This window comes from Paenibacillus sp. FSL R5-0490, assembly GCF_001956215.1.
Classification (GTDB): domain Bacteria; phylum Bacillota; class Bacilli; order Bacillales; family Cytobacillaceae; genus Cytobacillus.
In genome coordinates, this window is sequence record NZ_MRTQ01000021.1 from 55,697 (window position 1) to 77,497 (window position 21,801).

The following is a 21,801-nucleotide window of genomic DNA, read 5'->3' on the forward strand; positions in this document are numbered from 1 at the left end:
AAAATAATGATAGAGAGAGAGAGCTTTTTTAAGGAGGAAAATTATGACCGTACGTTTATTGATAGGCCGTTCCGGGAGTGGTAAAACGGAATACTGCCTTAACCAAATCCGTGATGAACTGCGGTTTAATCCGGATGGAGATCCAATCATTTATTTAGTGCCGGAACAAATGACGTTCCTTTCAGAATATAAATTAATAACAACACCTGGCCTTGGCGGAATGATCCGCAGCCAGGTATACTCTTTCACGCGTCTTGCCTGGAGAATTCTTCAGGAAACGGGAGGCATGAGCAGATACCATCTTAATAGTGTAGGCATCAGCATGCTGATCCGCAAAATCATTGAAGATAAAAAGGATGATCTTAAGCTGTTTCAAAGGGCTGCAGACAAAAATGGCTTTATTCAGCAAGTAGAACAAATCATGACCGAATTCAAACGATATTGTGTAGCTCCCGACGAACTGGCGGAAAAGCAAAATCAGCTCTCGGCAAGCGGGAAGTCAAATAAGGCACTTCAGGATAAGCTGCATGATCTTGAAATAATCTATAAAAATTTCGAGGAATCCCTTTCTGGCAAATATACAGATTCAGAGGATTATTTCCGCCTGCTTGCGGAAAAAGCCTCCCATTCAGAGTATCTAAAAAATGCTGAGGTTTATATAGATGGCTTTTACAGCTTTACACCACAGGAATATGCAATTGTTGAACAGCTGATGAAGCAGTGTAAAAACGTCACAATCACATTAACGCTTGACCAGCCGTTAAAGAACAGTGCTTCTGATGAGCTTCATTTATTCAGAATGCCGGGAGAAAGCTATCAGACAATCAAAGAAATGGCTTCCCGCAACAGGCTGGATGTGGAAGAGATGCTCCTTTCCGAGCAAAAAAGGTGGCTCAAGCCTTCACTTAAGCATCTTGAGGCTCATTTTGACAGCAGGCCTGCAGAGGCATTTACAGGTGAAGCGGACATTCACATTGGACAGGCTGTCAGCAGGAGGGCTGAAATTGAAGGCGTTGCCAGGGAAATTAATAAGCTTGTTCGCACAGATGGCTATCGCTACCGTGATATTGCCGTACTGGCAAGAAACGGCAAGGATTATCATGACATGATTGAAACAGTGTTCCGTGACTATGATATCCCATTTTTTATTGATCAGAAAAGAACCATGCTGAATCACCCGCTCGTTGAGTTAATCCGGTCAACACTTGAGATAATCAATGGGAATTGGCGCTATGAACCGATTTTCAGAGCTATAAAAACAGAGCTGATTTTTCCGTCCAGGTTAAACCCCGGAAAGCTTCGTGAGCAAATGGACAGACTTGAGAACTATGTTCTAGCTTATGGCATTCAAGGAGACAAATGGACGAAAAAGAAGAGATGGACATACAGAAGAATCAGGGGGCTGGAGTTTGAAGCAGTTGCCCAGACTGATGCCGAGAAAAAAGTAGAAGATGAGTTAAATGATCTGCGCGAAATGATTACAGGCCCAATATTAAGGCTGCACAGGCGCTTAAGAAAGGCTGCTGATGGCCGCAGCTTGTGTGAAGCTTTATTTTTATACATGGAAGAATTGGATGTTCCTCTGAAGATTGAGAAGTGGAAAACTGCTCAGGAGGATAAAGGGAACCTTGTTAAGTCAAGGGAACATGGACAAGCATGGAATGCCATAATGGAGCTTCTGGATCAATATGTGGAAATGCTTGGTGAAGAAGAAGTAAGCCTTAAGCGTTTTGCATCCATTCTTGATGCCGGACTGGAGTCGCTTCGATTTACGCTTGTTCCGCCTGCCATTGATCAGGTCATGGCTGCCGATTTGGAAAGATCAAGGCTAACCGATATTAAAGCTGCCTTTGTCATTGGGCTGAATGAAGGAGTACTTCCTGCCAAGTTCTCGGAGGATGGTGTGCTGGCGGATGACGACAGGGAAATGCTGAACACGAACGGAATGAAACTGGCGCCGGGAAGCCGCACACGTTTGCTTGATGAGGAATTTATAGCTTATAAAGCGTTTGTTACTCCATCAGAAAAACTTTTTATCAGCTATCCATTGGCAAATGAAGAAGGTAAAGCACTTATGCCGTCTCCTTATATTAAGAGATTGGGAGATTTATTTCCTGATTGCAGGCATCATTCCTTCATGTCTGATCCGGCAGAGCTTAAGGAAACGGAGCAGCTGGAGTATGCTGATAACCTTAATACAGCATTATCGTATTTGACTTCACAGCTTCAGCTCAAAAAACGCAGCTATCCAATCTATGACCTCTGGTGGGATGTTTATAACTATTACCTTAAAAATGAGCAGTGGAGAAGGCCTGCATTGAAGGTGCTTTCCAGTCTTAATTATGAAAACAGGACACTTCAGCTTGGTGAAGACGTCAGTAAGGAATTGTATGGAGATCATATTCAGGCGAGTGTTTCGAGAATGGAATTATTCCATAGCTGCCCATTTTCCCATTTTGCACAGCATGGACTAAGGCTGCGGGAAAGACAGGTGTACCGCCTGGAGGCACCGGATATCGGGGATCTTTTCCATGCTGCTTTAAAATTTATTGCAGAAACAGTTATGACTCAGAAACTTTCATGGACAGATATGACGAGGGAACAGTGTGAGATCCTTGCAAAAGAAGCGGTTGAAATGCTTGCTCCTAAACTTCAAAATGAAATTCTCTTAAGCTCGAACAGGCATCACTATATTAAGAGAAAGCTTGAGCAAATTATCAGCAGAGCTTCCTATGTCATCAGCGAGCATGCCAAATCAAGCGGATTCTCGCCGGTGGGCCTTGAACTGGGGTTTGGGCCGAAAGGAGAGCTTCCTTCGCTTGCTTTTCCTCTTAAAAACGGGGCTAAAATGGAGCTTGTCGGAAGAATTGACAGAGTAGATAAGGCTCAGGATGCCAACGGGACATTTTTACGGGTAATAGACTATAAATCCAGCTCCAAGGATCTGAATGTAAGTGAGGTTTACTATGGCATTGCTCTGCAGATGCTGACGTATCTGGACATCATAATTGCCCATTCCAGCTCTTTAATTGGAACAAAAGCCGACCCGGCAGGAGTCCTTTACTTCCATGTCCATAATCCGATCGTCAGCACTTCAAAAATGCTGACATTGGAGGATATCGAACAGGAACTCTATAAGAAATTCAAAATGAATGGCCTCCTGCTCGGAGAAGAAAATGTAATCAGGTTAATGGACCAGACTATTGAGACAGGCGACTCATCCATTATCTCAGCGGGGTTCAAAAAGGACGGCACCCTTTCGAAGCGGTCTAAAGTGGCAAGCAAGCAGGAGTTTGATTATTTGCGCCGCTATGTAAGAAAGATGTATAGGAATACAGGCAATAAGATTACTGAGGGCAATGTTGAAATTGCTCCATATAAAATGAAGGAAAAAACACCATGTACATTTTGTGCCTATAAATCTGTATGCCAATTTGATGAATCTCTTGAAACAAATGATTACAGATTATTTACTCCTAAGCCAAAAGAAGACATGATTGAAATCATCAAGAAGGAGGTGGAGGGAGATGAAAATGACCATACCGCCTAAGCCGGAAGGTGCAACCTGGACTGATGACCAATGGAAAGCGATTATGGCCAAGGGCCAGGATATCCTGGTGGCTGCAGCAGCCGGATCAGGGAAAACCGCTGTTTTGGTTGAAAGGATCATCAATAAGATTATCGCGGATGAAGATCCTATTAATGTCGATGAACTGCTTGTTGTGACTTTCACAAATGCCTCGGCAGCAGAAATGAGGCACAGAATCGGCGAGGCTCTTGAAAAGGCTATAAATGATAATCCGCGATCTGTTCACCTCAGAAAGCAGGTAAGCTTATTAAACAGGGCATCCATCTCGACTTTGCACTCATTTTGCTTAGAGATGATACGCAAATATTACTATATGACCGATATTGATCCGGGGTTTCGGATCGCTGATGAAACTGAAGCACAGCTTTTGAGGGATGAAGTACTCGAAGAGCTTTTTGAAGATGAATACGGCAAAGAGGAAAATGAAGGATTCTTTGCACTTGTTGACACTTTTACAAATGATAGAAGTGACACTGCCCTTCAGGATATAATAAGGGACTTATACGATTTTGCCCGTTCCAACCCTTCGCCTGATCAATATCTTGATTCAATTGTTGAGATGTACAATGTGGAAGGAGTCAGCAGTCTTGAGCAGCTTCCATTTGTCCGTTCGCTTTTGGAGGATATTGATCTTCAACTGAAAGGAGCCAAACAGCTGCTTCAATTTGGACTTGAGCTGACCAAGCTTCCAGGGGGACCGGCTCCTAGAGCAGAGAACTTTACCGCAGATCTGCATGTTGTAAATACACTAATTGAAGCGAAAAATGATTCATGGACGATGCTGTATGAAGCGATGCAATCATGGTCTTTTGGCAGAGCCAAAACGTGTAAGGGCGATGAATATGATGAAGGACTGGTCGAAAAAGCAAAAAAACTTAGGGATCAGGCCAAGAAAATCATAACCGGCCTGCAGGAAGAACTGTTTCTCCGCAGACAGGAAAGCTTCATGCGTGATATGGCGGAAATGAAGCCCCATATCAAAGAGCTTGTTAGGTTAGTTAAAGCATTTTCCATTCGCTTTAATCAGGTTAAAACTGAAAAAGGGCTTGTTGACTTTGCTGATCTTGAGCATTATTGCCTTGAAATTCTTTCATCACCAGATGAGGAGGGACGGCTTTGGCCTTCAGAAGCGGCTCTTGTCTGCAGAAATCAGTTCAAAGAAGTTCTGGTTGATGAGTATCAGGATACCAACATGGTTCAGGAAGCTATTTTGCAGCTGGTAACGGCAGATTCAGAAGAAAACGGGAATTTATTCATGGTAGGGGATGTTAAGCAGTCGATCTACCGTTTCCGCCTTGCAGAGCCTAATCTGTTTCTGGGCAAGTACACGCGGTTTGACCGGGATGGAGAAAGAGCAGGGCTCAGAATTGATCTGGCGCGAAATTTCAGAAGCCGTAAAGAAGTTCTGCATGGGACCAACTATATCTTTAAGCAGATTATGGGGACGTCTGTCGGTGAAATTGAGTATGACCAGGCAGCTGAACTTATTAAAGGAGCTCCCTTTTCAGAGGATCAGGAGCAGCCTATTGAGGTTGCTATTATTGACCTTGAAGGAAATGAAAAGAGTGAACCGGAACCTGAATCCATGGATGAGGGTTTTGACAGCGAAGATTTAGCCCAATCACAGCTCGAAGCCAGATATATGGCTTCAAAAATAAAAGAAATCATTGGGAATCGGAAAGAAGTATACAACACAAAGACTCATTCCGGACGTCCTGCCAAGTACAGGGATATTGTCATCCTGCTTCGTTCCATGACATGGGCTCCTCAGATTATGGAGGAATTCAAACAGCAGGGAATCCCTGTCTATGCCAATCTTTCCAGCGGTTATTTTGAAGCAACAGAAGTAGCGATTATGATGTCACTTCTAAAAGTGATAGATAATCCGTATCAGGATATTCCGCTGGCATCGGTTCTGAGATCTCCTATTTTGGGTCTGACCGAAGAAGAGCTTGCACAAATCAGAATCCATAATAAAAGGGGTTCATTTTATGAAGCATTAACTTCTTTTTGCCGGAATCACCCAACCCTTGAAACGGGAGAATTATATGAAAAGGTCCGGCCATTTTTTGATGCTCTTGAAGAATGGCGTGTAATGGCGCGGCAGGGTTCCCTTTCAGAGCTGATCTGGCATCTCTATAGACAAACCAGATTTTATGATTTTGTCGGCGGTATGCCTGGCGGAAAACAGAGGCAGGCAAATCTTCGCGCATTGTACGACAGAGCCAGACAGTATGAAGCAACCTCATTCAGAGGATTATTCCGCTTTTTAAGGTTTATTGAACGAATGCGGGACAGAGGCGATGATCTTGGTGCTGCCCGCGCTTTAGGTGAGCAGGAAGATGTTGTACGTCTTATGACGATCCACAGCAGCAAAGGTCTTGAATTTCCCTTTGTTTTTATTGCAGGGCTTGCCCGCAGCTTTAATACGATGGACTTGAAAAAGGCATATATGCTTGATAAGGAATTTGGATTCGCTGCAAAATATGTAAATGCCGAGAAGAGAATTTCGTATCCCTCTCTGCCGCAAATTGCTTTTAAACGAAAAAAGAAAATGGAAATGCTGGCTGAAGAAATGCGGGTTTTATATGTTGCTTTAACGAGGGCGAAGGAAAAACTGTACCTGGTTTCGTCTGTTAAGAGTGCAGAAAAAAAATTAAATAAGTGGCTGCAGGCATCCGAACATAAAGACTGGCTCCTGAATGAGTATGACAGGGCTTCTGCAAACAGTTATCTGGACTGGATTGGCCCGGCTCTTGTCCGGCATCGGGAGTGTGAGGCATTGAGAGGGGAAGTGCTGGTGGATCCTCTCGTCCCGGGTGATATACTTGAACACCCTTCCTGCTGGAATATAACCATAATTAAAAGCGAAGAAGCTGCTGTTCTTCCGGAAGAAGCCAATGAGGGCGAAACGGATTTGCTGAAATTGGTTTATGAAGGAAAAACTGTTCCGGCAGAATCGGCTTATAAGGATAAAGTTGAGGAACAGCTTTCCTGGAAATATTCCTTTAAGCAGGCAGCTCAAGCCAGATCTAAACAATCCGTTTCGGAAGTGAAGAGGCAGCGGGAGATTTTTTCTGAAGAAGACAGCAGTACTGAATTAATCCGTAAAATCAGTAAACCGATGCTCAGCCGGCCTCGCTTTATGCAGGAAAAATCACTTTCTCCTGCTGAACGGGGTACTGCTATGCATGCTGTCATGCAGCATATTGATTTCAGCCGGCCTGTAACAGTGGAAACGATATCCTCCAAAATGGATGAGATGGTCAGGAAAGAATTGCTCACGGAAGAGCAGCGTGCCAGCATTGAGCCACAGCTGATTGTGCAATTTTTCGAAACTGAACTGGGACAAAGAATGGTTCAGGCTAAATCGGTACGCAGAGAAATCCCATTCAGTTTATCTTTCCCTGCCCGGGAAATTTATTCAGATTGGCAGGGTGAAGATGAACCTGTTCTCATTCAGGGGATTGTGGACTGTGTATTCGAAGATGAGCATGGTTTGGTGCTCCTGGATTATAAAACGGATGGAATCAGCGGCCGTTATAAGGGAGGGTTTGCTGAAGCCAAACCCGTTCTTGAAATCAGGTACAAAGTACAAATTGATATGTACACCAGAGCATTGGAACAGATTTTAAAACGGGAAGTCAATGAAAGATACCTGTTTTTCTTTGATGGTGCTCATACAATTAAGTTATAGGAAAAGCCGGCAAGGAGACTTGCCGGCTTTTGTGTATGTGCAGGAGATGTATTTATAACGAACATCAGCTGAAAAGGCTCGCGAAGCCGAAATATCCCCGCAAATTACTACCGTCCCAATATAAAGGGTAATGTAAAGATAAAGGAGGCTTAGCATGGGAAAAAAGCGCACAGAAACCGGAACCTGCGAGTTATGCCTGAGGGAGGATACTGATATAACAGTCCACCATTTAACGCCGAAAGAAATGGAGGGCACCTTCCTGCCGACCGCTAAATTATGCATACCCTGCCATAAGCAGATTCATGCTTTATATACGAATGCAGAGCTGGCTGTACGGCTGAATTCAATCGAGTTATTGCAGCAGGATGATAAAATCCGGAAATATTTGAAATGGATCAGGAAACAGCCATCATCTAAGCTGACAAAAGCAAGGAAGTCGAATGAACGGAAATTAAAAGGACGATAACGAAGGTGCTATCGTCCATAATACGCTCATTCAATTAGTTATTGCCGACATTAGGCTGATCAACCAGACTTGTATCCAGTACGTTACTGGCGCTAAGGCCATTGTTCGTAATGACAAAACCGCCTGTGTTAGCGGCACCCTGTCCGGTTGTTGATTTGGAATTGTTTTTAGGAGAGATATAAAGGGAGTCTCCGAATTGAACAATTCCCCCGCTGACATTAATGATTTGTACCGGTCCGATTATAGCTGGCATGTAAAACATCCTTTATGAAAAATTTTCATCCTTGCGTTCTGCTGTTTTTTGGATAAATCTGACGGATATGCTTGACCCGGGCTTCCATTGAGATGTTTCCACTGTTCCCGATATGGATGACAGATGAGGAGGAAACCCCGATAATATCAATGTTCTGAACCCGAATGATCGGATTGAGCTGTGTTGTCTGCATCGTTATGTTTTCTTCAATAGGGATTAAAGGAATGGGTTCCCTGAATACAGGATAGACTGAAAAATTCCCTTCCTTCGCGTTAAAATACTCAGCTTCACGCTGGTCTGCAATTGCTCTTGAGAATCCTTTAATAAAGCATGAGTCCCCAATTTCAAATACAGAAGAAAAGGCAATGGTGTCAATATTGATCTTATCAACAGATGATGTTCTTTGCAGCATAGGCAGCTTACTCCGGTGTAAGAGGCACAAATGGCCCTATCAGAAGTGACTCAGGGGGTGTATCAAAAGTGGCTGCCAGCTGGATCGTTTGCGTATCCCCAACCATCAGAACAGATGAACTGGATACACCCAGTACTCTTATGCTGCCAACGCACAGATCTCTGTTATATACCTGATAATTCATTCTTTATTCATTCCCTTCATATTCTCCGGCAAATGCGAGATAAAGGCATAGACCCCATTGTGAATCTCCTTCTTTATCAGCTCGATAATCTCTTCGTTATTTTCCTGCCCGGAGCGTTCCGATGCCTGCTGCTGGATATAGAAGTCAATCCGGTTAGGCAGCTGCTTTTTGATATCTTCTTTGATAAACGCAATATACGAGTCATCCACATTGATATTTAATTTCTTCTGAGCAGAGGCTGTAATTTCCGGAAGTTCCCGTTCTAAATACTGATAAATGGCGTCTTCGATTTCCATCGTTCTCTTCATCTGGTTTTTAGGCGAAACAGGTGCTTTAATGTTTTTGTTATCTACGGCAAAATCTTCAATGTTTTGCAGCTCAGAAGGGTTTAAGCCAATATTTAAAGTGCCTTCAAGAGACTCTACCTTAAGCTGGTCAAATTTATACTCAATCCGATCTACCTGCATTGGCGGACGGCTTTTCAGAACTTCAGTCTCTTCCTGAAGTTTTTTAACCGCAGCTTCAAGTCTCTGTATTCGTTTTTCCTGTGCTTCTACAAAAGCATGCAATTGCTGAAGATAGGTATTTAATTGCTGATTCAAGCGCACCACCTCGCTTATAAAAAAATGATTTTATCGTTTCTGCGCACCAGTCAGAGGTACAGAAGGTGACAGAAAAACACTCCCCCCTGCTGGCCCAGCAGGCGCCGGACCTTCTGCTTCAGGCGCAGGCTCGGTAAAGCCGCCAGTGTTATACAAATAAGACGCCGGCTTTATAATGCCTGCACTTCCAATTTGCAAGACGGAAGAGTTTGTAATCCCGCCGATCTTTATGAAATGAATATGAATGGATTGCTGTATATAAAAATTCATAGTATCACCCGTTTTAAGCATTGAAATAATTGCCCTGATCCACGCCATCACAATCATAAGTGTTTGTTGAGCTCCGGTGATTGTAAACATTCAGGCCATCTCCAGTGTTAAATGATCCGGCACCTGAAAAGGTCTTGGCGTTAGAAACTGGCATGATTTTATATACATCCCCGATATTGAAGACAGAACTGCTCCCGATCGATATGACCTGTGCGACTCCCACAATAGCTGGCATACATAACACCCTTTAAATTGATTTCTTGTATATCGTATGTGCCTAATTGCTGAATGTGATTAATCAGCCCAATAATATCTCAGTTGTACGTTAATTTAAGGAGGCGATAAAATGTTATATAACAGACAAAAATAGTATGAAACTGTTTTAATTTTTGTGATAATATAAAATTAACAAAATTTTCTGTGAGGTGCTGTAAATGAATGTTCCATTATTACTTACGCAGTTTTTAGACCGTGCTGTATCCCTTTACGGTTCTAAGAAAGCCATTTTTGCAGATGATCGAACTTTTACATATGAGGAATTGAACACAAGGGTTAATCAGCTCTCTCATGGTTTAAAAGCTTCAGGTATTCAAAAAGGGGACCGTATTGCTTACCTGGCACCCAATTCAGTTGAAATGCTGGAGGGGTTTTATGGAGTTTTTCAGCTGGGCGGAATAATGGTTCCACTAAATATCAGGCTGAAGCCGGAAGACTATTTGTTTATATTGAATCACAGCGAATCCAAAATCCTGTTTGTAGATCAGGACCTTTACCATCTTATACTTCCTGTAAAAGATCAGCTGAAAACTGTGGAAAAAATCTTCGTGCACTATAAAGAGGAAGATACAGAAGAAACCGATTATGATTCATGGCTCAGCAGCCAGGACAAAAGCCCATATCAAAGGGAAGTCCTTGACGAGAATGACGTATGCAGCCTTTTATATACAAGCGGTACAACGGGCAATCCTAAAGGTGTCATGCTGACCCACCGCAATAATTACCTGCATGCATTGTCAACTATGCATCATTTGAGGATCAGCGATCAGGATGTATTGCTGCATGTCCTGCCAATGTTCCATGTGAATGGATGGGGTTCGCCTTTTTATTACACGGCAAATGGCGCTGCTCAGGTGTGCATGAGAAAAGCCACGCCGGAAAAGATATTTGACGCCCTCAAGGAGCATAAAGTATCAGTCATGCATATGGCTCCCACTGTACTGAATTCACTGATGCAGCATTATGAACAATTTGCTCCTTCTGTTGAGCAGGATGTCAGGGTGGTTATAGCTGGATCGGCGCCTCCGCCGGCTTTTGTAACAAGAGTGGAAAAGGAGCTTGGATGGGAGTTCATACAGGTATATGGCATGACCGAATCATCTCCGCTAAGCACAGTATCGACGATTCGTTCTCACCTTCAGGAACTTCCGCTTAACCAGCAGTACCGGATGAAAGCGAAGGCAGGGCATCAGATGATTGGCTGTGAAGTCCGGGTAATCAATGAACACGGTGAAGAAGTTGCCCATAATGGCAAAGAAATCGGTGAGGTAGTTGTCCGCAGCAACGGGGTCATGAAAGGCTATTGGAAAAATGAAGAGGCAACAATGGAAGCGATTCGGGACGGCTGGCTTCACACAGGTGATATGGGAAATGTAGATGAATATGGCAATATAGAAATCGTTGACCGAAAAAAAGATATTATTATCAGCGGCGGGGAAAACATCTCATCCATCGAAGTAGAAGGGGTTTTATACGAGCACCCTGCCATTTCAGAAGCAGCTGTCATAGCAGTGCCTCACGAAAAGTGGGGGGAAACGCCTCATGCCTTTATAGTCGTGCGACAAGGGAATACACTGACTGAGCAGGAGATTATCAGTTTTACCAGGGAGAAGCTGGCCCACTTCAAAGCTGTAACAGGAGTGACTTTTGTCGATGAGCTGCCGAAAACGGCTTCAGGGAAAATTCAAAAAATCCACCTTCGGAACAGCTACTGGGAGTCAAAAGGGAAATCAGGCCGTTTTGTTAATTAAATGAAAGCGGGAATGTTTCAATGTTATTTGCCTTCCAGCTCCAGCGCCGAGTAACAAGCGCTGGAGCACTTCTTTTCTGGACAAGCAGAATCCGGCTCTCTATCATTAAGGTTAGATTTTCTTTACATAGAAGGAGGCGCTTTATGGACAGGCAGGTCAGCCCGGTTCCGGAGAAGGATCGGATCATTTCGCTGGATATTATGAGAGGATTTGCCATTCTCGGGATTTTTTTAGTTAATATGCTTTCCTTCCATTCACCATATCTGTACATTGATCCTTTTGAATGGTGGGATAGTCCGGCAGATAAAGGGGCTTATGCGTTTATCGATATCTTTGTGCAGGCAAGCTTCTATCCTTTGTTTTCAATGCTGTTCGGTTATGGGCTAGTCATTCTAAGGGAGAGGGCAATGGCCAAAGGCCTTGGTTTTGGAGGAATGGCTGCAAGGAGATTTTCCCTTTTGCTGCTGATAGGCATCATTCACGCTTTTCTTATTTGGCATGGGGATATTTTAATAAACTATGCAATCTTTGGCTTTATCTTTTTAATGTTTGTAAAAATGTCCGGAAAAAATATGCTATTAACCGGAATATTGCTTTATATCATTCCCAATCTGTTATTTGTTCTATTGTTATTTTCAACAGTTCTGTTTGTTCCGTCTGAAGATCTGTCAATCTATGACAAAGAAGCCGCATTAGCTTCTTTACAGGCCTATCAAAATGGAAGCTTTTCCGAGATTACCTCACAGCGTATCCAGGATTGGTCAGGTGTTAATAATCTTGCTTCACTGCCTATCATGCTGGCATCTATTTTTCCTTTGTTTTTAATAGGGGGAGGAGCAGCCAAGCTGCGATGGCTTGAGGAGCCAGTAAAAAACCGGGCATTCCTCATGAAAATTATGCTAATTTCTTTGGCTGCAGGGCTATTGTTCAAATTGCTGCCTTATATAACGGAAAGCAACCTGGGACTGGATTACATGCAGGACATATTCGGAGGTCCACTGCTGGCAATTGCTTATGGCTTAGGGATAGCGGTGATGATAAACAATAGTCATGGACCAGGATTCCTGCTGCCGCTCTCATATGTGGGGAAAATGTCGCTCTCAAATTATCTTTTCCAGTCGATTATCTCGACTTTTATTTTTTACAGTTATGGTTTAGGCTTCTATGGAAAGGTCTCTGCATCTGGGGGGACACTTTTAGTTATGGTCATCTTCGCTTTCCAGGTCCTTATCAGCCGCTTATGGATTGCCCGCTATTATTATGGACCGGTCGAATGGCTCTGGAGGAGCTTTACTTATTTGAAGATCCCTAATTGGAAGAGAAAAGGTTAAAATTGTCCAAAAAACTGAAAATTTATATTATACTAAAAAAGTGAAAAATAGAATGAGGTGATAAGAATGAAATTTGTAACTTTTAAGGATAGCACAGGAAGCGGCGCTGGTTTACTGGACGAGACCGGAACAAAGGTGCTTCCGATAAAAGCAGCTTTAGAAAAAATGGAAGGCAAAAGTGAGTTGCCGGCGACTTTGAAGGATTGTATTGCTTTAGGGGATAAGTTCATTGATAAAGTACATAGTTTAACAGATTGGCTAAGCAGCAATCCTGCAAGGGAAGAACTCTTTCACCCTCTCGCTTCCGTTGCATTGGAAGCGCCGATTCCCCGTCCGGATAAGAATATCTTTTGTATAGGCAAGAATTATGCAGAGCATGCCATTGAGATGGGGAGCAAAGAAGATATTCCAGAGCACATAATGGTCTTTACGAAATCGCCAACAACGGTCATAGGACCTGATGCAACAGTATTGAATCACAAGAATGTCACTGCAGAGCTTGATTATGAGGGAGAGCTTGCCGTTGTAATCGGAAAAAAAGGACGGGCGATTCCAAAGGAAAAAGCATTGGAACACATTTTTGGCTATACGATCATTAATGATGTGACAGCAAGGGATCTGCAGTCCCGCCATAAGCAATTTTTTATCGGTAAAAGCCTGGATGACACGTGCCCGATGGGTCCATGGATTGTCCATTCCTCGGCTGTTGAAAACCCGAATCAGCTTGACATTCAGACAAAGGTAAACGGAGAGATCAGACAAAGTTCAAATACTGAAAACTTTATCTTTCCAATCGATGAAATCATCTCGGTTCTGTCAAAGGGCATGACACTTGAGCCTGGAGATATTATTGCTACTGGTACTCCCGCAGGGGTAGGCAAGGGCTTTAAGCCTCCGCGCTTTCTTAAGCCGGGAGATAAAGTGGAAATTACAGTAGAAAATATAGGAACTCTGACGAATTTTATAGAGAAATAAAAAGAAAGAAGCCTGTGTAAAAACACAGGCTTCTAAGAATTTATTTTATAATTTCAGAGTGTCAATGATATATATCACACTTTGTCATAAATAGTTCACAAATTTGCCTTTAGATAATCTTTTTCTGCATCTTAACTTTAGGAATTTCAAAGCCAATATGGTATGATGATATCGAATTTACATTAGGAGGCACTGGAATGATACATGCCCATATAACAACATGGTTATTAGCACTTGTTCTATTTATTATTGCCCTTATAATGCATAAAAGCGGCAAACAAAAAGGTTTAAAAGTGGTTCACATGATCTTGAGATTATTTTATCTTCTGATCATTGGAACAGGAGTTTGGATTTTAAGCAGCCTTAACAGCATCGACCTTCTTTATGTGTTGAAGTCATTAGTAGGCGTTTGGGTAATTGCTATGTTTGAAATGATTATCATCCGCACTGTCAAAGGGAAAAAAACCTCTATTTTATGGGGCCAGTTTATTGTTGCATTAATCCTGGTTTTATATTTAGGCTTTGTTAAATTGCCATTAACATTTATGACGTAAATATGGATATTTATAGAAAGGCTGCCGAAAAGGCAGCTTTTTCTAATTTTGTCATGTCATGACTTCACTAAATATGGTAATTTAAAACTATAGCTAACTATATGATAAAAAATTAGAATCCGCAGCCTCAGCTTTATAAGGAGCAATCCTTTCAGCGGGTCTAATGATCTTACTATGATGGTGGGTTTTTATGGCACAGACGATTACATGTTTATATAAGAATATTAGCGAGCTTAATAGTTTTATAGACTTGAATGAATTGACGGAATACCCGAATTTGCTTGTGCAGGTCTTTACAGGGACTCCTGAAAGCCTATTTATCGCAGAAATTCAAAAGGAACTGAAAAATAAGCTTCCACTTGCACATATAGCAGGCTGTTCAACTTCCGGTGAAATTCATGAAGGGCGCATTACTGAAAAACAAACAATCATTTGCTTTACTGTTTTCGAAAAAACGGAATTAAAATCTTTCCTGTTTAACAGGAGCGATTTTAAGGACAGTTATGAAATGGGCAAAACCCTGGCACGGGAACTTGCTCTCTTCAATACAGAAGCTGTAATTATCTTTCCTGCAGGATTTGATGTCGATTCCACTGACCTCCTGGAGGGAATAAATGAAACCCAGCCCGATATGGTGATTTCCGGCGGCCTTGCCGGTGATAATGGTTTATTCCAGGAGGGTTTTTCTTTTACTCAAGAGGGAATCACCAGCGATGGTCTTGCGGCAGTTGCCCTTCAAAGCGGCCATCTGTCAGTGCGTCATTTTGAAAATTATCAGTGGCAGGAGATTGGAAAGAGCTTTACTGTCACAAAGGCCGAAGGATCTATCATCTACTCCCTGGACGATAAGAGGCCTTTAACTATTCTAAAACGCTATTTGGGAGAGGCTTTTATTAAGGAACTGCCGAAATCAGGTACTGAATTCCCGTTCCTTTTACAGTACCACGGAGAAAAAGTATCTGTTTTTATTATAAAATTACTTGAAAATGGTGCAATTAAAGTAAACAGAAGGGTTGAGGCAGGAGATACACTTACGTTTGCTTATGCAAATCTGGAGAACATTATTGACCGGTCTTTAAAGGAATTAAAACAGCTTGACCAGGTTTCTCCTGAAAGCATATTTATATACAATTGCATGGCCAGGAAGCAATTTGCAAGAGACTTTACGGAAAAAGAACTGGCAATGTTCCAGAAAATAGCTCCATCTAACGGCTTCTTCTCTTATGGAGAAATTTCCTGCCGTAAAGGCGGACTTCCACAGATGGTCGGCCATTCTCTTACATACCTTGCTCTATCAGAAAATAGTGCTGAATCAAAGAAGGAACAGCATAATGAATTTGTTTATGAAAAAACCGCCCAATTTAATACGATTACTTCATTAACTCATTTAATGCATGCTTCACAGGATGATATTAAAGCATTAAACAGCAGTCTTAAAATGTCAGAACAATATTATAAATCTCTATTTGATAATAATGCAGACTTTGTTTATTCAACTGATCTGAAGGGGAATTTCACAAGTGTTAACCCGGCATTTGAGAAAACCTTCGGGTACAGCCGGGAAGAAATAATCGGAAAAACAGCTCTTTCCTATGTGAGCGATATAGATGTACAAAGGGTCCGGATGCACTTTTATCGGGCATTAAGAGGAAAGGAGCAATATTATAATGTTTATATTGATTCAAAAACCGGCGAGAAGAATCTCTTTCAGCTGAAAAATATTCCGATTACGGTTAACGGGGAATGTGTAGGCATTTATGGAATCGGCAGAAATATTACAGAACAGAAAAAAATTGAAGAGAAGATAACAGAACTGGCTTTTTTTGACAGGGATACAGGGCTGCCAAACAGAATGAAGTTTACAGAACAATTGGAAATGCAATTAAAGAGAGCCAGGAAGAAACAAAAAAAAATTGCCGTTCTTTCTATTGATATTGACCGCTTTAAAATCATAAATGACAGTCTCGGGCACTTTGCCGGGGATATGGTATTAAAGGAAATTTCCGAAAGAATTGAGAGAGTCTTGCCTTCCGGTTCTTATTTGGGAAGGTTCAGCGGGGATAAGTTTACTCTGGTATTATCGAGGGAAGCAACCATTGAAAAAGTTATGAAAGCATCCCAAAAGATATTAGATGAAATATCTCATCCTTTATTTCAGTCGGATCAGGAGTTTATTGTTACTGCGAGTATTGGTGTAAGTCTATATCCTGACGATGGACCGGACGAGCACATACTGCTGAAAAATGCAGATATTGCCACGAACCGCTCCAAGCTGCAGGGAGGAAACAGGGTCACTTTTTTCTCAATGGAAATGAATGAACAGGCAAAGGTCCGACTTGAGCTTGAAAGCTACTTAAGAAAAGCTTTGCAGAAAAATGAATTTTATTTATGCTATCAGCCATTAATCGACCTTGAAACAGGCAATTTATACGGAAGCGAAGCTCTGATCCGCTGGAATCATCCAAAACTTGGCCTGGTTTCACCCGGTGAATTTATTCCTCTTGCAGAAGAAACTGGACTCATTGGGGATATTGGCGGCTGGGTATTGAGGTCGGCTTGTCAGCAAAATAGGCGCTGGCAAATGCTCGGTTATGAATCTCTCTCCATTTCTGTGAATGTGTCTGCCTATCAATTCCAGCAGCCGGGATTTCTCCAGGAAGTTAAAATGGCATTGGAGCTCTCCGGTATGGAGCCCCAATATTTAACTTTGGAGCTGACGGAAAGCACGATGCTGAGAAATGTTGAGTACAGTATACAAGTTATGCAGTCTCTGCAGGAAATCGGCGTCAAGGTTTCCATTGATGATTTTGGAACCGGATATTCTTCATTAAGTTATTTAAAGGATCTTCCAATCAATACATTAAAAATTGACCGGTCGTTTATCAATAACCTTCGATTAAATACTTCTGATGTTGCTATTGTAAAAGCCATCATCACCATGGGACATGGACTTTCCGTTAAGGTGGTGGCTGAAGGGGTGGAAACACTGGAGCAGATTGAGCTTTTAAAGGAATTGAAATGCCATTATGCACAGGGCTTCTATATACATAAGCCGCTTATGACCAGAGATTTTGAGGAAGGTCTATCAAAATACGTTCAAACGCACAGCTAGCGCCATAAAGAAACAGCAGCACTGCCATTAAAGGCAGGCTGCTGTTTCTTTATGATGAAATCTTTTCAATTACCATTCTTTTTCCGCTGTTTAAGGTGAATTCAAACCGGTCACTCATTTTTTCATAATAGCAAAAATGATGCTGCACATTGCATATATGATCCTGGTTATCAAAAACGATGAAATTAACACCGCTTTTCCTGTCTTTATCATTAAAAAATGCGAGCTGGTTATAGCAGTAAATGCAGTCATAGACCGAAAATTGCATGGAATTTAGAGTGGTTACGAACTGGTAGAAGGCGTCATCATTCATTTCTTCCAATAATCTTTCAAGGGAGAAAACCAGATGCTTTCGAATGCGAATTGAATCCTGGTTCTTCAAGTGAAACGTTTCATCATCAAAAGCCACCTTGCCATCCTCGAATAAAATGCCCTTTTTCCAGCGTTTAAAGCGGAACACTTCCATTTCCTGATGGAGGAATTCGTCCAATATGGATGCTTCATCTGTTTCATGGTCAAAAAATACCCATTGATCGTTGATATACTCTACAGTGCCTTCTGTAAAAGCACGGGATTGATATTCGATAAGCTTTGTTCGCTGCTGTCTATTCATATAAAACCTCCATTAACTTCCTCAACTTCTTTTTAGACAGTTTTGGCGATTTTTATAACCGCATGAATGTGGACAATTAACTTTTTTCTAGGCCCAGCATACAATAGCATCATGAAAAATGTGCCCATGCGATTCCGCTTTGAAAGGATGATGTAATGTGTGTGGAATTACCGGCTGGATTGATTTCCAAAGGGATTTGAGAAAAGAAACGGCTGCAATTGGCAAAATGGCGGATACGCTGGCAAAGCGGGGTCCAGATGAAACAAACATTTGGACAGATGTGCATGCTGGATTGGGCCATAAAAGGTTAATCGTTGTAGACCCGGCAGGCGGAAAACAGCCAATGACTAGGGAAAAACATCAAAACCGCTATACGATTTGCTATAATGGAGAGCTTTATAATACGGAAGATCTCCGTAAAGAACTCCTTATAAAAGGATATTCGTTTGAGGGCCATTCTGACACTGAGGTTTTGCTGACTTCTTATATAGAATGGGGAGAAAGTTGCCTTCAATATTTGAATGGCATCTATGCATTTGCAGTTTGGGATGAGAAGAAAGAACAATTATTTATTGGCAGGGATCGTTTAGGGGTAAAACCATTATTTTATAAAGAAATGAAACAGGGCATATTATTTGGATCTGAATTAAAAGCTATTTTAGCCCACCCTGAAGTTAAAGCAGAAGTAGACAGGGAAGGTTTGGCTGAAGTCTTTGGACTGGGGCCATCACGATCTCCGGGATCGGGTGTTTTCAGAGGCATTGATGAATTAAGGCCTGCTCATGCGCTTATCTTTTCGAGAAATGGACTGAAGGCATGGCGTTATTGGAATGTGAAAAGTGCCCCACATGAGGATAATGTTGAGCAAACGGCTGAGCGAGTCAGAGACCTATTTACGGATGCTGTGACAAGGCAGCTGGTCTCGGATGTTCCGTTATGCACGTTCCTTTCCGGCGGAGTGGATTCCAGTGCGATTACAGCTATCGCTGCAAAAGCTTACGAAAAAGACGGTAAGGGCCAACTCACCACTTATTCGATAGATTATGAGGGAAATGACGAGTTTTTCAAGGCTAATGAGTTTCAGCCTAATTCTGATGGAGCATTTATACAGAAGATGTCCCAGACCTTTAATACGAAACATAACAGCAGTATAATCACCCAGAAGCAGCTGGCAGAGGAATTAATCGAATCTGTGCATGTAAGGGATCTTCCGGGTATGGCTGATGTTGATTCCTCCCTGCTATGGTTTTGCAGGGAAATAAAAAAGGACTTTGTTGTCAGTCTGTCAGGGGAATGTGCAGATGAAATATTTGGCGGGTATCCATGGTTCCATAGAGAGGAAGACTTGAAGAGGAAGGGATTTCCATGGATGAGGTCACTCGAAGCCAGGCAGGACCTGTTGAGAGAAAATTGGAGGAAGAAACTGAACCTTCGAGATTACGCTATGGAAAAATATCTTCAAGCAATCTCCGAAACTCCTGCTTTAGACGGGGAGAGCAGGGAGAATGCGAGCAGGAGAGAGCTTTTCTATATTAATATGATTTACTTTATGACGACCTTATTGGACCGTAAAGACAGAATGAGTATGGGGGCCAGCCTTGAAGTACGGGTGCCTTTTGCCGATCATCGGCTTGTGGAGTATGTATGGAATATTCCGTGGGAGATCAAAATGCATGGAAACCGCGAAAAAGGAATCCTCCGCAAAGCACTTGAAGGCATACTGCCGAATGAAGTGTTATACAGAAAGAAAAGTCCTTATCCTAAAACGCATAATCCAGCATATACGGCTGCAGTCCAGAAGATGCTTAATGGATACCTGGAGGACCGCTCATCCGCACTGTATGAATTCTTTGACAGCAGCCAGCTGAGGGATATTATTGAGTCGGGAGGTGACTCATTCCGGGAACCATGGTTTGGGCAGCTCATGACTGGTCCCCAGCTGTTAGCACACCTTGCACAGATACATGTGTGGTTTAAGGATTATAATATAAATATTGCAGAATGAAAAAAGAAGCGGCAGCCTTGAACTGCCGCTTTTGCTATTGAGTAAGTTTGCAGCAGGCTGCAGAATTTATTGCTAAATATATATAAAATTTTAAACTTCGATAACTGCTCCAGCGCCTACCCCCTCGAGGTCACAAGCCAATCCTCCCATAAAGGCAAAGAACGCCTTTCCGAGAGGCTCGACTTGTGCTTGGGGCCCCCAGGACAAGGAAGGCTTCGTCAGCATAATCATCGCACGACCAAAAGCGACAGCTTTTGGGAGGATGGGGGTCATGCGGACGTTGCCACAGGACGTGGCGTTCTTAGTCTGCGCTCCTTCGTGAGCAAGGCGCTTCCGCTTTTCTTATTTACACTGCTTTTGAAGACACGAACGACTTATTCACCCAGACTCTGGATCTCCAGCGCCATAACATGAGCAATCCTCTAAGCCATTCATCGGCAATAAAGGCGATCCAAATGCCGGCAAGGCCTAGTCCAAAATGAATTCCCAGAACATAGGAAAGGGTAACGCTTACGCCCCACATGGAAAGGATCCCCATATAAACGGGGAACTTTACATCCCCGGCTGCACGCAGGGAGTTGATAACGACTAAATTAAACGATCTGCCTGGCTCCAGGAGGATGGTCAAAAGAATGAGAACACTGCCAACCTTTATGATATCTGGATTAGAAGTGAAAATGCCCATCAATTTTTCTGAGAACAGGGAGAAAAGAACCGCAGTCCCGAATGAAATAATGATGGCTAAGCGCAGGCTTTTCATACATCTTTTATAGGCTCCTTCATAATCCTTTCCGCCTACCATGTGGCCTATCAGGATTTGTGTGCCCTGGCTGATGGCGACACTGAACAGGAATATGAACATCATGATATTCTGCGTATACACCTTTGCAGTTAAAGCCTCTGTTCCGAGAGCAGCGATGAATATCGTAATTACCATTTGCGATCCATTATAGGATAAATGCTCTCCCGCTGAAGGGATCCCGATTTTTAAAAGGTTTTTGATATGTTCCTTTGGAAAGCGGAAAAGTAATCGGAACGGAAGTGCTTTATCCGTTCTTTTAAGCAGGACGGCGACAGCAGCTGCCAATCCGATCAATCTGCTGACGACAGTAGAGATGGCCACTCCTTCTACACCCAATACCGGAAAACCGAATGGACCGAAAATAAAAAAGTAATTGCCAATCACATTTAAAATGTTCATGCCGATAGTAATGTACATAACATCTCTTGTAAATCCGTAACTTCTGATGATGGCTCCAATTGTCATAATCAATGCCTGAACAAAGGAGAAGCCGCCAACAATGACTAAGTAGGCATTTGCCTGGCTCAATAGCTCCTCAGGCAAATCCATCATGCGGAGCAGCGGTTTGCCTGATACGAATAAAATAATACTGAGGAATACCCCAAATACCAGGTTTGCCCCCAGGGAGACAATCGAAATTTCACCAGCCGTTTTATTATTTTTCGCGCCGAGATTTTGGGCAATTAGGATGGATGTCCCGGTCGCTACAAATCCAAACATGACGATTACAAGTGAAAGGATCTGATTTGACACCCCGACGGCAGCCACGGATTCATCCGAATATTGCGAAAGCATAAGCGTATCGGCATTCCCCATGAGCATATGAAGCAATATTTCAATGAAAATCGGCCAGGTTAGAGCAAATAATGTCATTTTTTTCTGGTTTTTAGTCATGGTAATTCTCCCTAT

At 42.5% G+C, this 21,801-nt stretch carries 17 protein-coding genes; 9 read left to right on the forward strand and 8 right to left on the reverse strand.

Features of this window, described 5'->3' with window-relative positions:
• Positions 1-43: 43 nt before the first annotated feature.
• From addB to BK139_RS17230, 3 genes are all read left to right on the forward strand, one after another.
• Positions 44-3,550, forward strand: coding sequence for a helicase-exonuclease AddAB subunit AddB (addB, locus tag BK139_RS17220; RefSeq protein ID WP_076261211.1), 3,507 nt, complete (start codon positions 44-46; stop codon positions 3,548-3,550).
• On the forward strand, positions 3,528-7,286 hold the full coding sequence (gene addA / locus BK139_RS17225; protein WP_076261214.1) for a helicase-exonuclease AddAB subunit AddA: 3,759 nt from the start codon (positions 3,528-3,530) through the stop codon (positions 7,284-7,286). Before addB ends, addA begins: the two co-directional genes overlap by 23 nt.
• 154 nt (positions 7,287-7,440) lie before the next feature.
• On the forward strand, positions 7,441-7,752 hold the full coding sequence (locus tag BK139_RS17230; protein ID WP_076261217.1) for a hypothetical protein: 312 nt from the start codon (positions 7,441-7,443) through the stop codon (positions 7,750-7,752).
• Positions 7,753-7,786: 34 nt separating this feature from the next.
• On the opposite strand, the gene BK139_RS17235 is transcribed toward BK139_RS17230, so the two are convergent.
• From BK139_RS17235 to BK139_RS17260, 6 genes are read right to left on the reverse strand one after another with little or no spacing between them, the layout of a single operon-like run.
• Entirely contained in the window at positions 7,787-8,005 is a 219-nt protein-coding gene (locus tag BK139_RS17235) for a spore germination protein (protein ID WP_035327074.1), read from the reverse strand.
• A gap of 25 nt (positions 8,006-8,030) precedes the next feature.
• Positions 8,031-8,417, reverse strand: coding sequence for a spore germination protein GerPE (locus tag BK139_RS17240; protein WP_076261219.1), 387 nt, complete (start codon positions 8,415-8,417; stop codon positions 8,031-8,033).
• 7 nt (positions 8,418-8,424) lie between these two features.
• Complete coding sequence (locus BK139_RS17245; RefSeq protein ID WP_009331284.1) at positions 8,425-8,601, reverse strand: germination protein GerPD; 177 nt, start codon at positions 8,599-8,601, stop codon at positions 8,425-8,427.
• Positions 8,598-9,203, reverse strand: coding sequence for a spore germination protein GerPC (gene gerPC / locus BK139_RS17250; RefSeq protein ID WP_076261221.1), 606 nt, complete (start codon positions 9,201-9,203; stop codon positions 8,598-8,600). The genes BK139_RS17245 and gerPC overlap by 4 nt, the downstream gene beginning before the upstream one ends.
• 30 nt (positions 9,204-9,233) lie before the next feature.
• Positions 9,234-9,473, reverse strand: a complete 240-nt coding sequence (locus BK139_RS17255) for a spore germination protein GerPB (RefSeq protein WP_076261285.1) — start codon at positions 9,471-9,473, stop codon at positions 9,234-9,236.
• 13 nt (positions 9,474-9,486) lie between these two features.
• Positions 9,487-9,708, reverse strand: coding sequence for a spore germination protein (locus BK139_RS17260; protein WP_076261223.1), 222 nt, complete (start codon positions 9,706-9,708; stop codon positions 9,487-9,489).
• Between the two features lie 199 nt (positions 9,709-9,907).
• Here BK139_RS17260 and BK139_RS17265 point away from each other — a divergent pair, with 199 nt between their 5' ends.
• From BK139_RS17265 to BK139_RS17285, 5 genes are all read left to right on the forward strand, one after another.
• Entirely contained in the window at positions 9,908-11,500 is a 1,593-nt protein-coding gene (locus tag BK139_RS17265) for a long-chain-fatty-acid--CoA ligase (protein ID WP_076261225.1), read from the forward strand.
• Between the two features lie 143 nt (positions 11,501-11,643).
• On the forward strand, positions 11,644-12,831 hold the full coding sequence (locus tag BK139_RS17270) for a DUF418 domain-containing protein (RefSeq protein ID WP_076261228.1): 1,188 nt from the start codon (positions 11,644-11,646) through the stop codon (positions 12,829-12,831).
• Between the two features lie 66 nt (positions 12,832-12,897).
• Positions 12,898-13,806, forward strand: coding sequence for a fumarylacetoacetate hydrolase family protein (locus BK139_RS17275; protein WP_076261230.1), 909 nt, complete (start codon positions 12,898-12,900; stop codon positions 13,804-13,806).
• 197 nt (positions 13,807-14,003) lie between these two features.
• Positions 14,004-14,360, forward strand: coding sequence for a YisL family protein (locus BK139_RS17280; protein WP_076261232.1), 357 nt, complete (start codon positions 14,004-14,006; stop codon positions 14,358-14,360).
• A 190-nt stretch (positions 14,361-14,550) separates the two neighbouring features.
• Positions 14,551-17,472, forward strand: coding sequence for an EAL domain-containing protein (locus BK139_RS17285; RefSeq protein ID WP_076261234.1), 2,922 nt, complete (start codon positions 14,551-14,553; stop codon positions 17,470-17,472).
• A gap of 49 nt (positions 17,473-17,521) precedes the next feature.
• On the opposite strand, the gene BK139_RS17290 is transcribed toward BK139_RS17285, so the two are convergent.
• Positions 17,522-18,085: a DUF2777 domain-containing protein gene (locus BK139_RS17290; RefSeq protein ID WP_048008486.1), complete on the reverse strand. Its 564-nt coding sequence runs from the start codon at positions 18,083-18,085 to the stop codon at positions 17,522-17,524.
• Positions 18,086-18,242: 157 nt separating this feature from the next.
• On the opposite strand from BK139_RS17290, the gene asnB reads away from it, so the two are divergent.
• Positions 18,243-20,090, forward strand: coding sequence for an asparagine synthase (glutamine-hydrolyzing) (gene asnB, locus BK139_RS17295; RefSeq protein WP_076261236.1), 1,848 nt, complete (start codon positions 18,243-18,245; stop codon positions 20,088-20,090).
• A gap of 346 nt (positions 20,091-20,436) precedes the next feature.
• Here the strand turns inward: asnB and BK139_RS17305 are convergent, their stop codons facing one another.
• On the reverse strand, positions 20,437-21,786 hold the full coding sequence (locus BK139_RS17305; RefSeq protein ID WP_076261240.1) for an MATE family efflux transporter: 1,350 nt from the start codon (positions 21,784-21,786) through the stop codon (positions 20,437-20,439).
• Between the last annotated feature and the right edge of the window lie 15 nt (positions 21,787-21,801).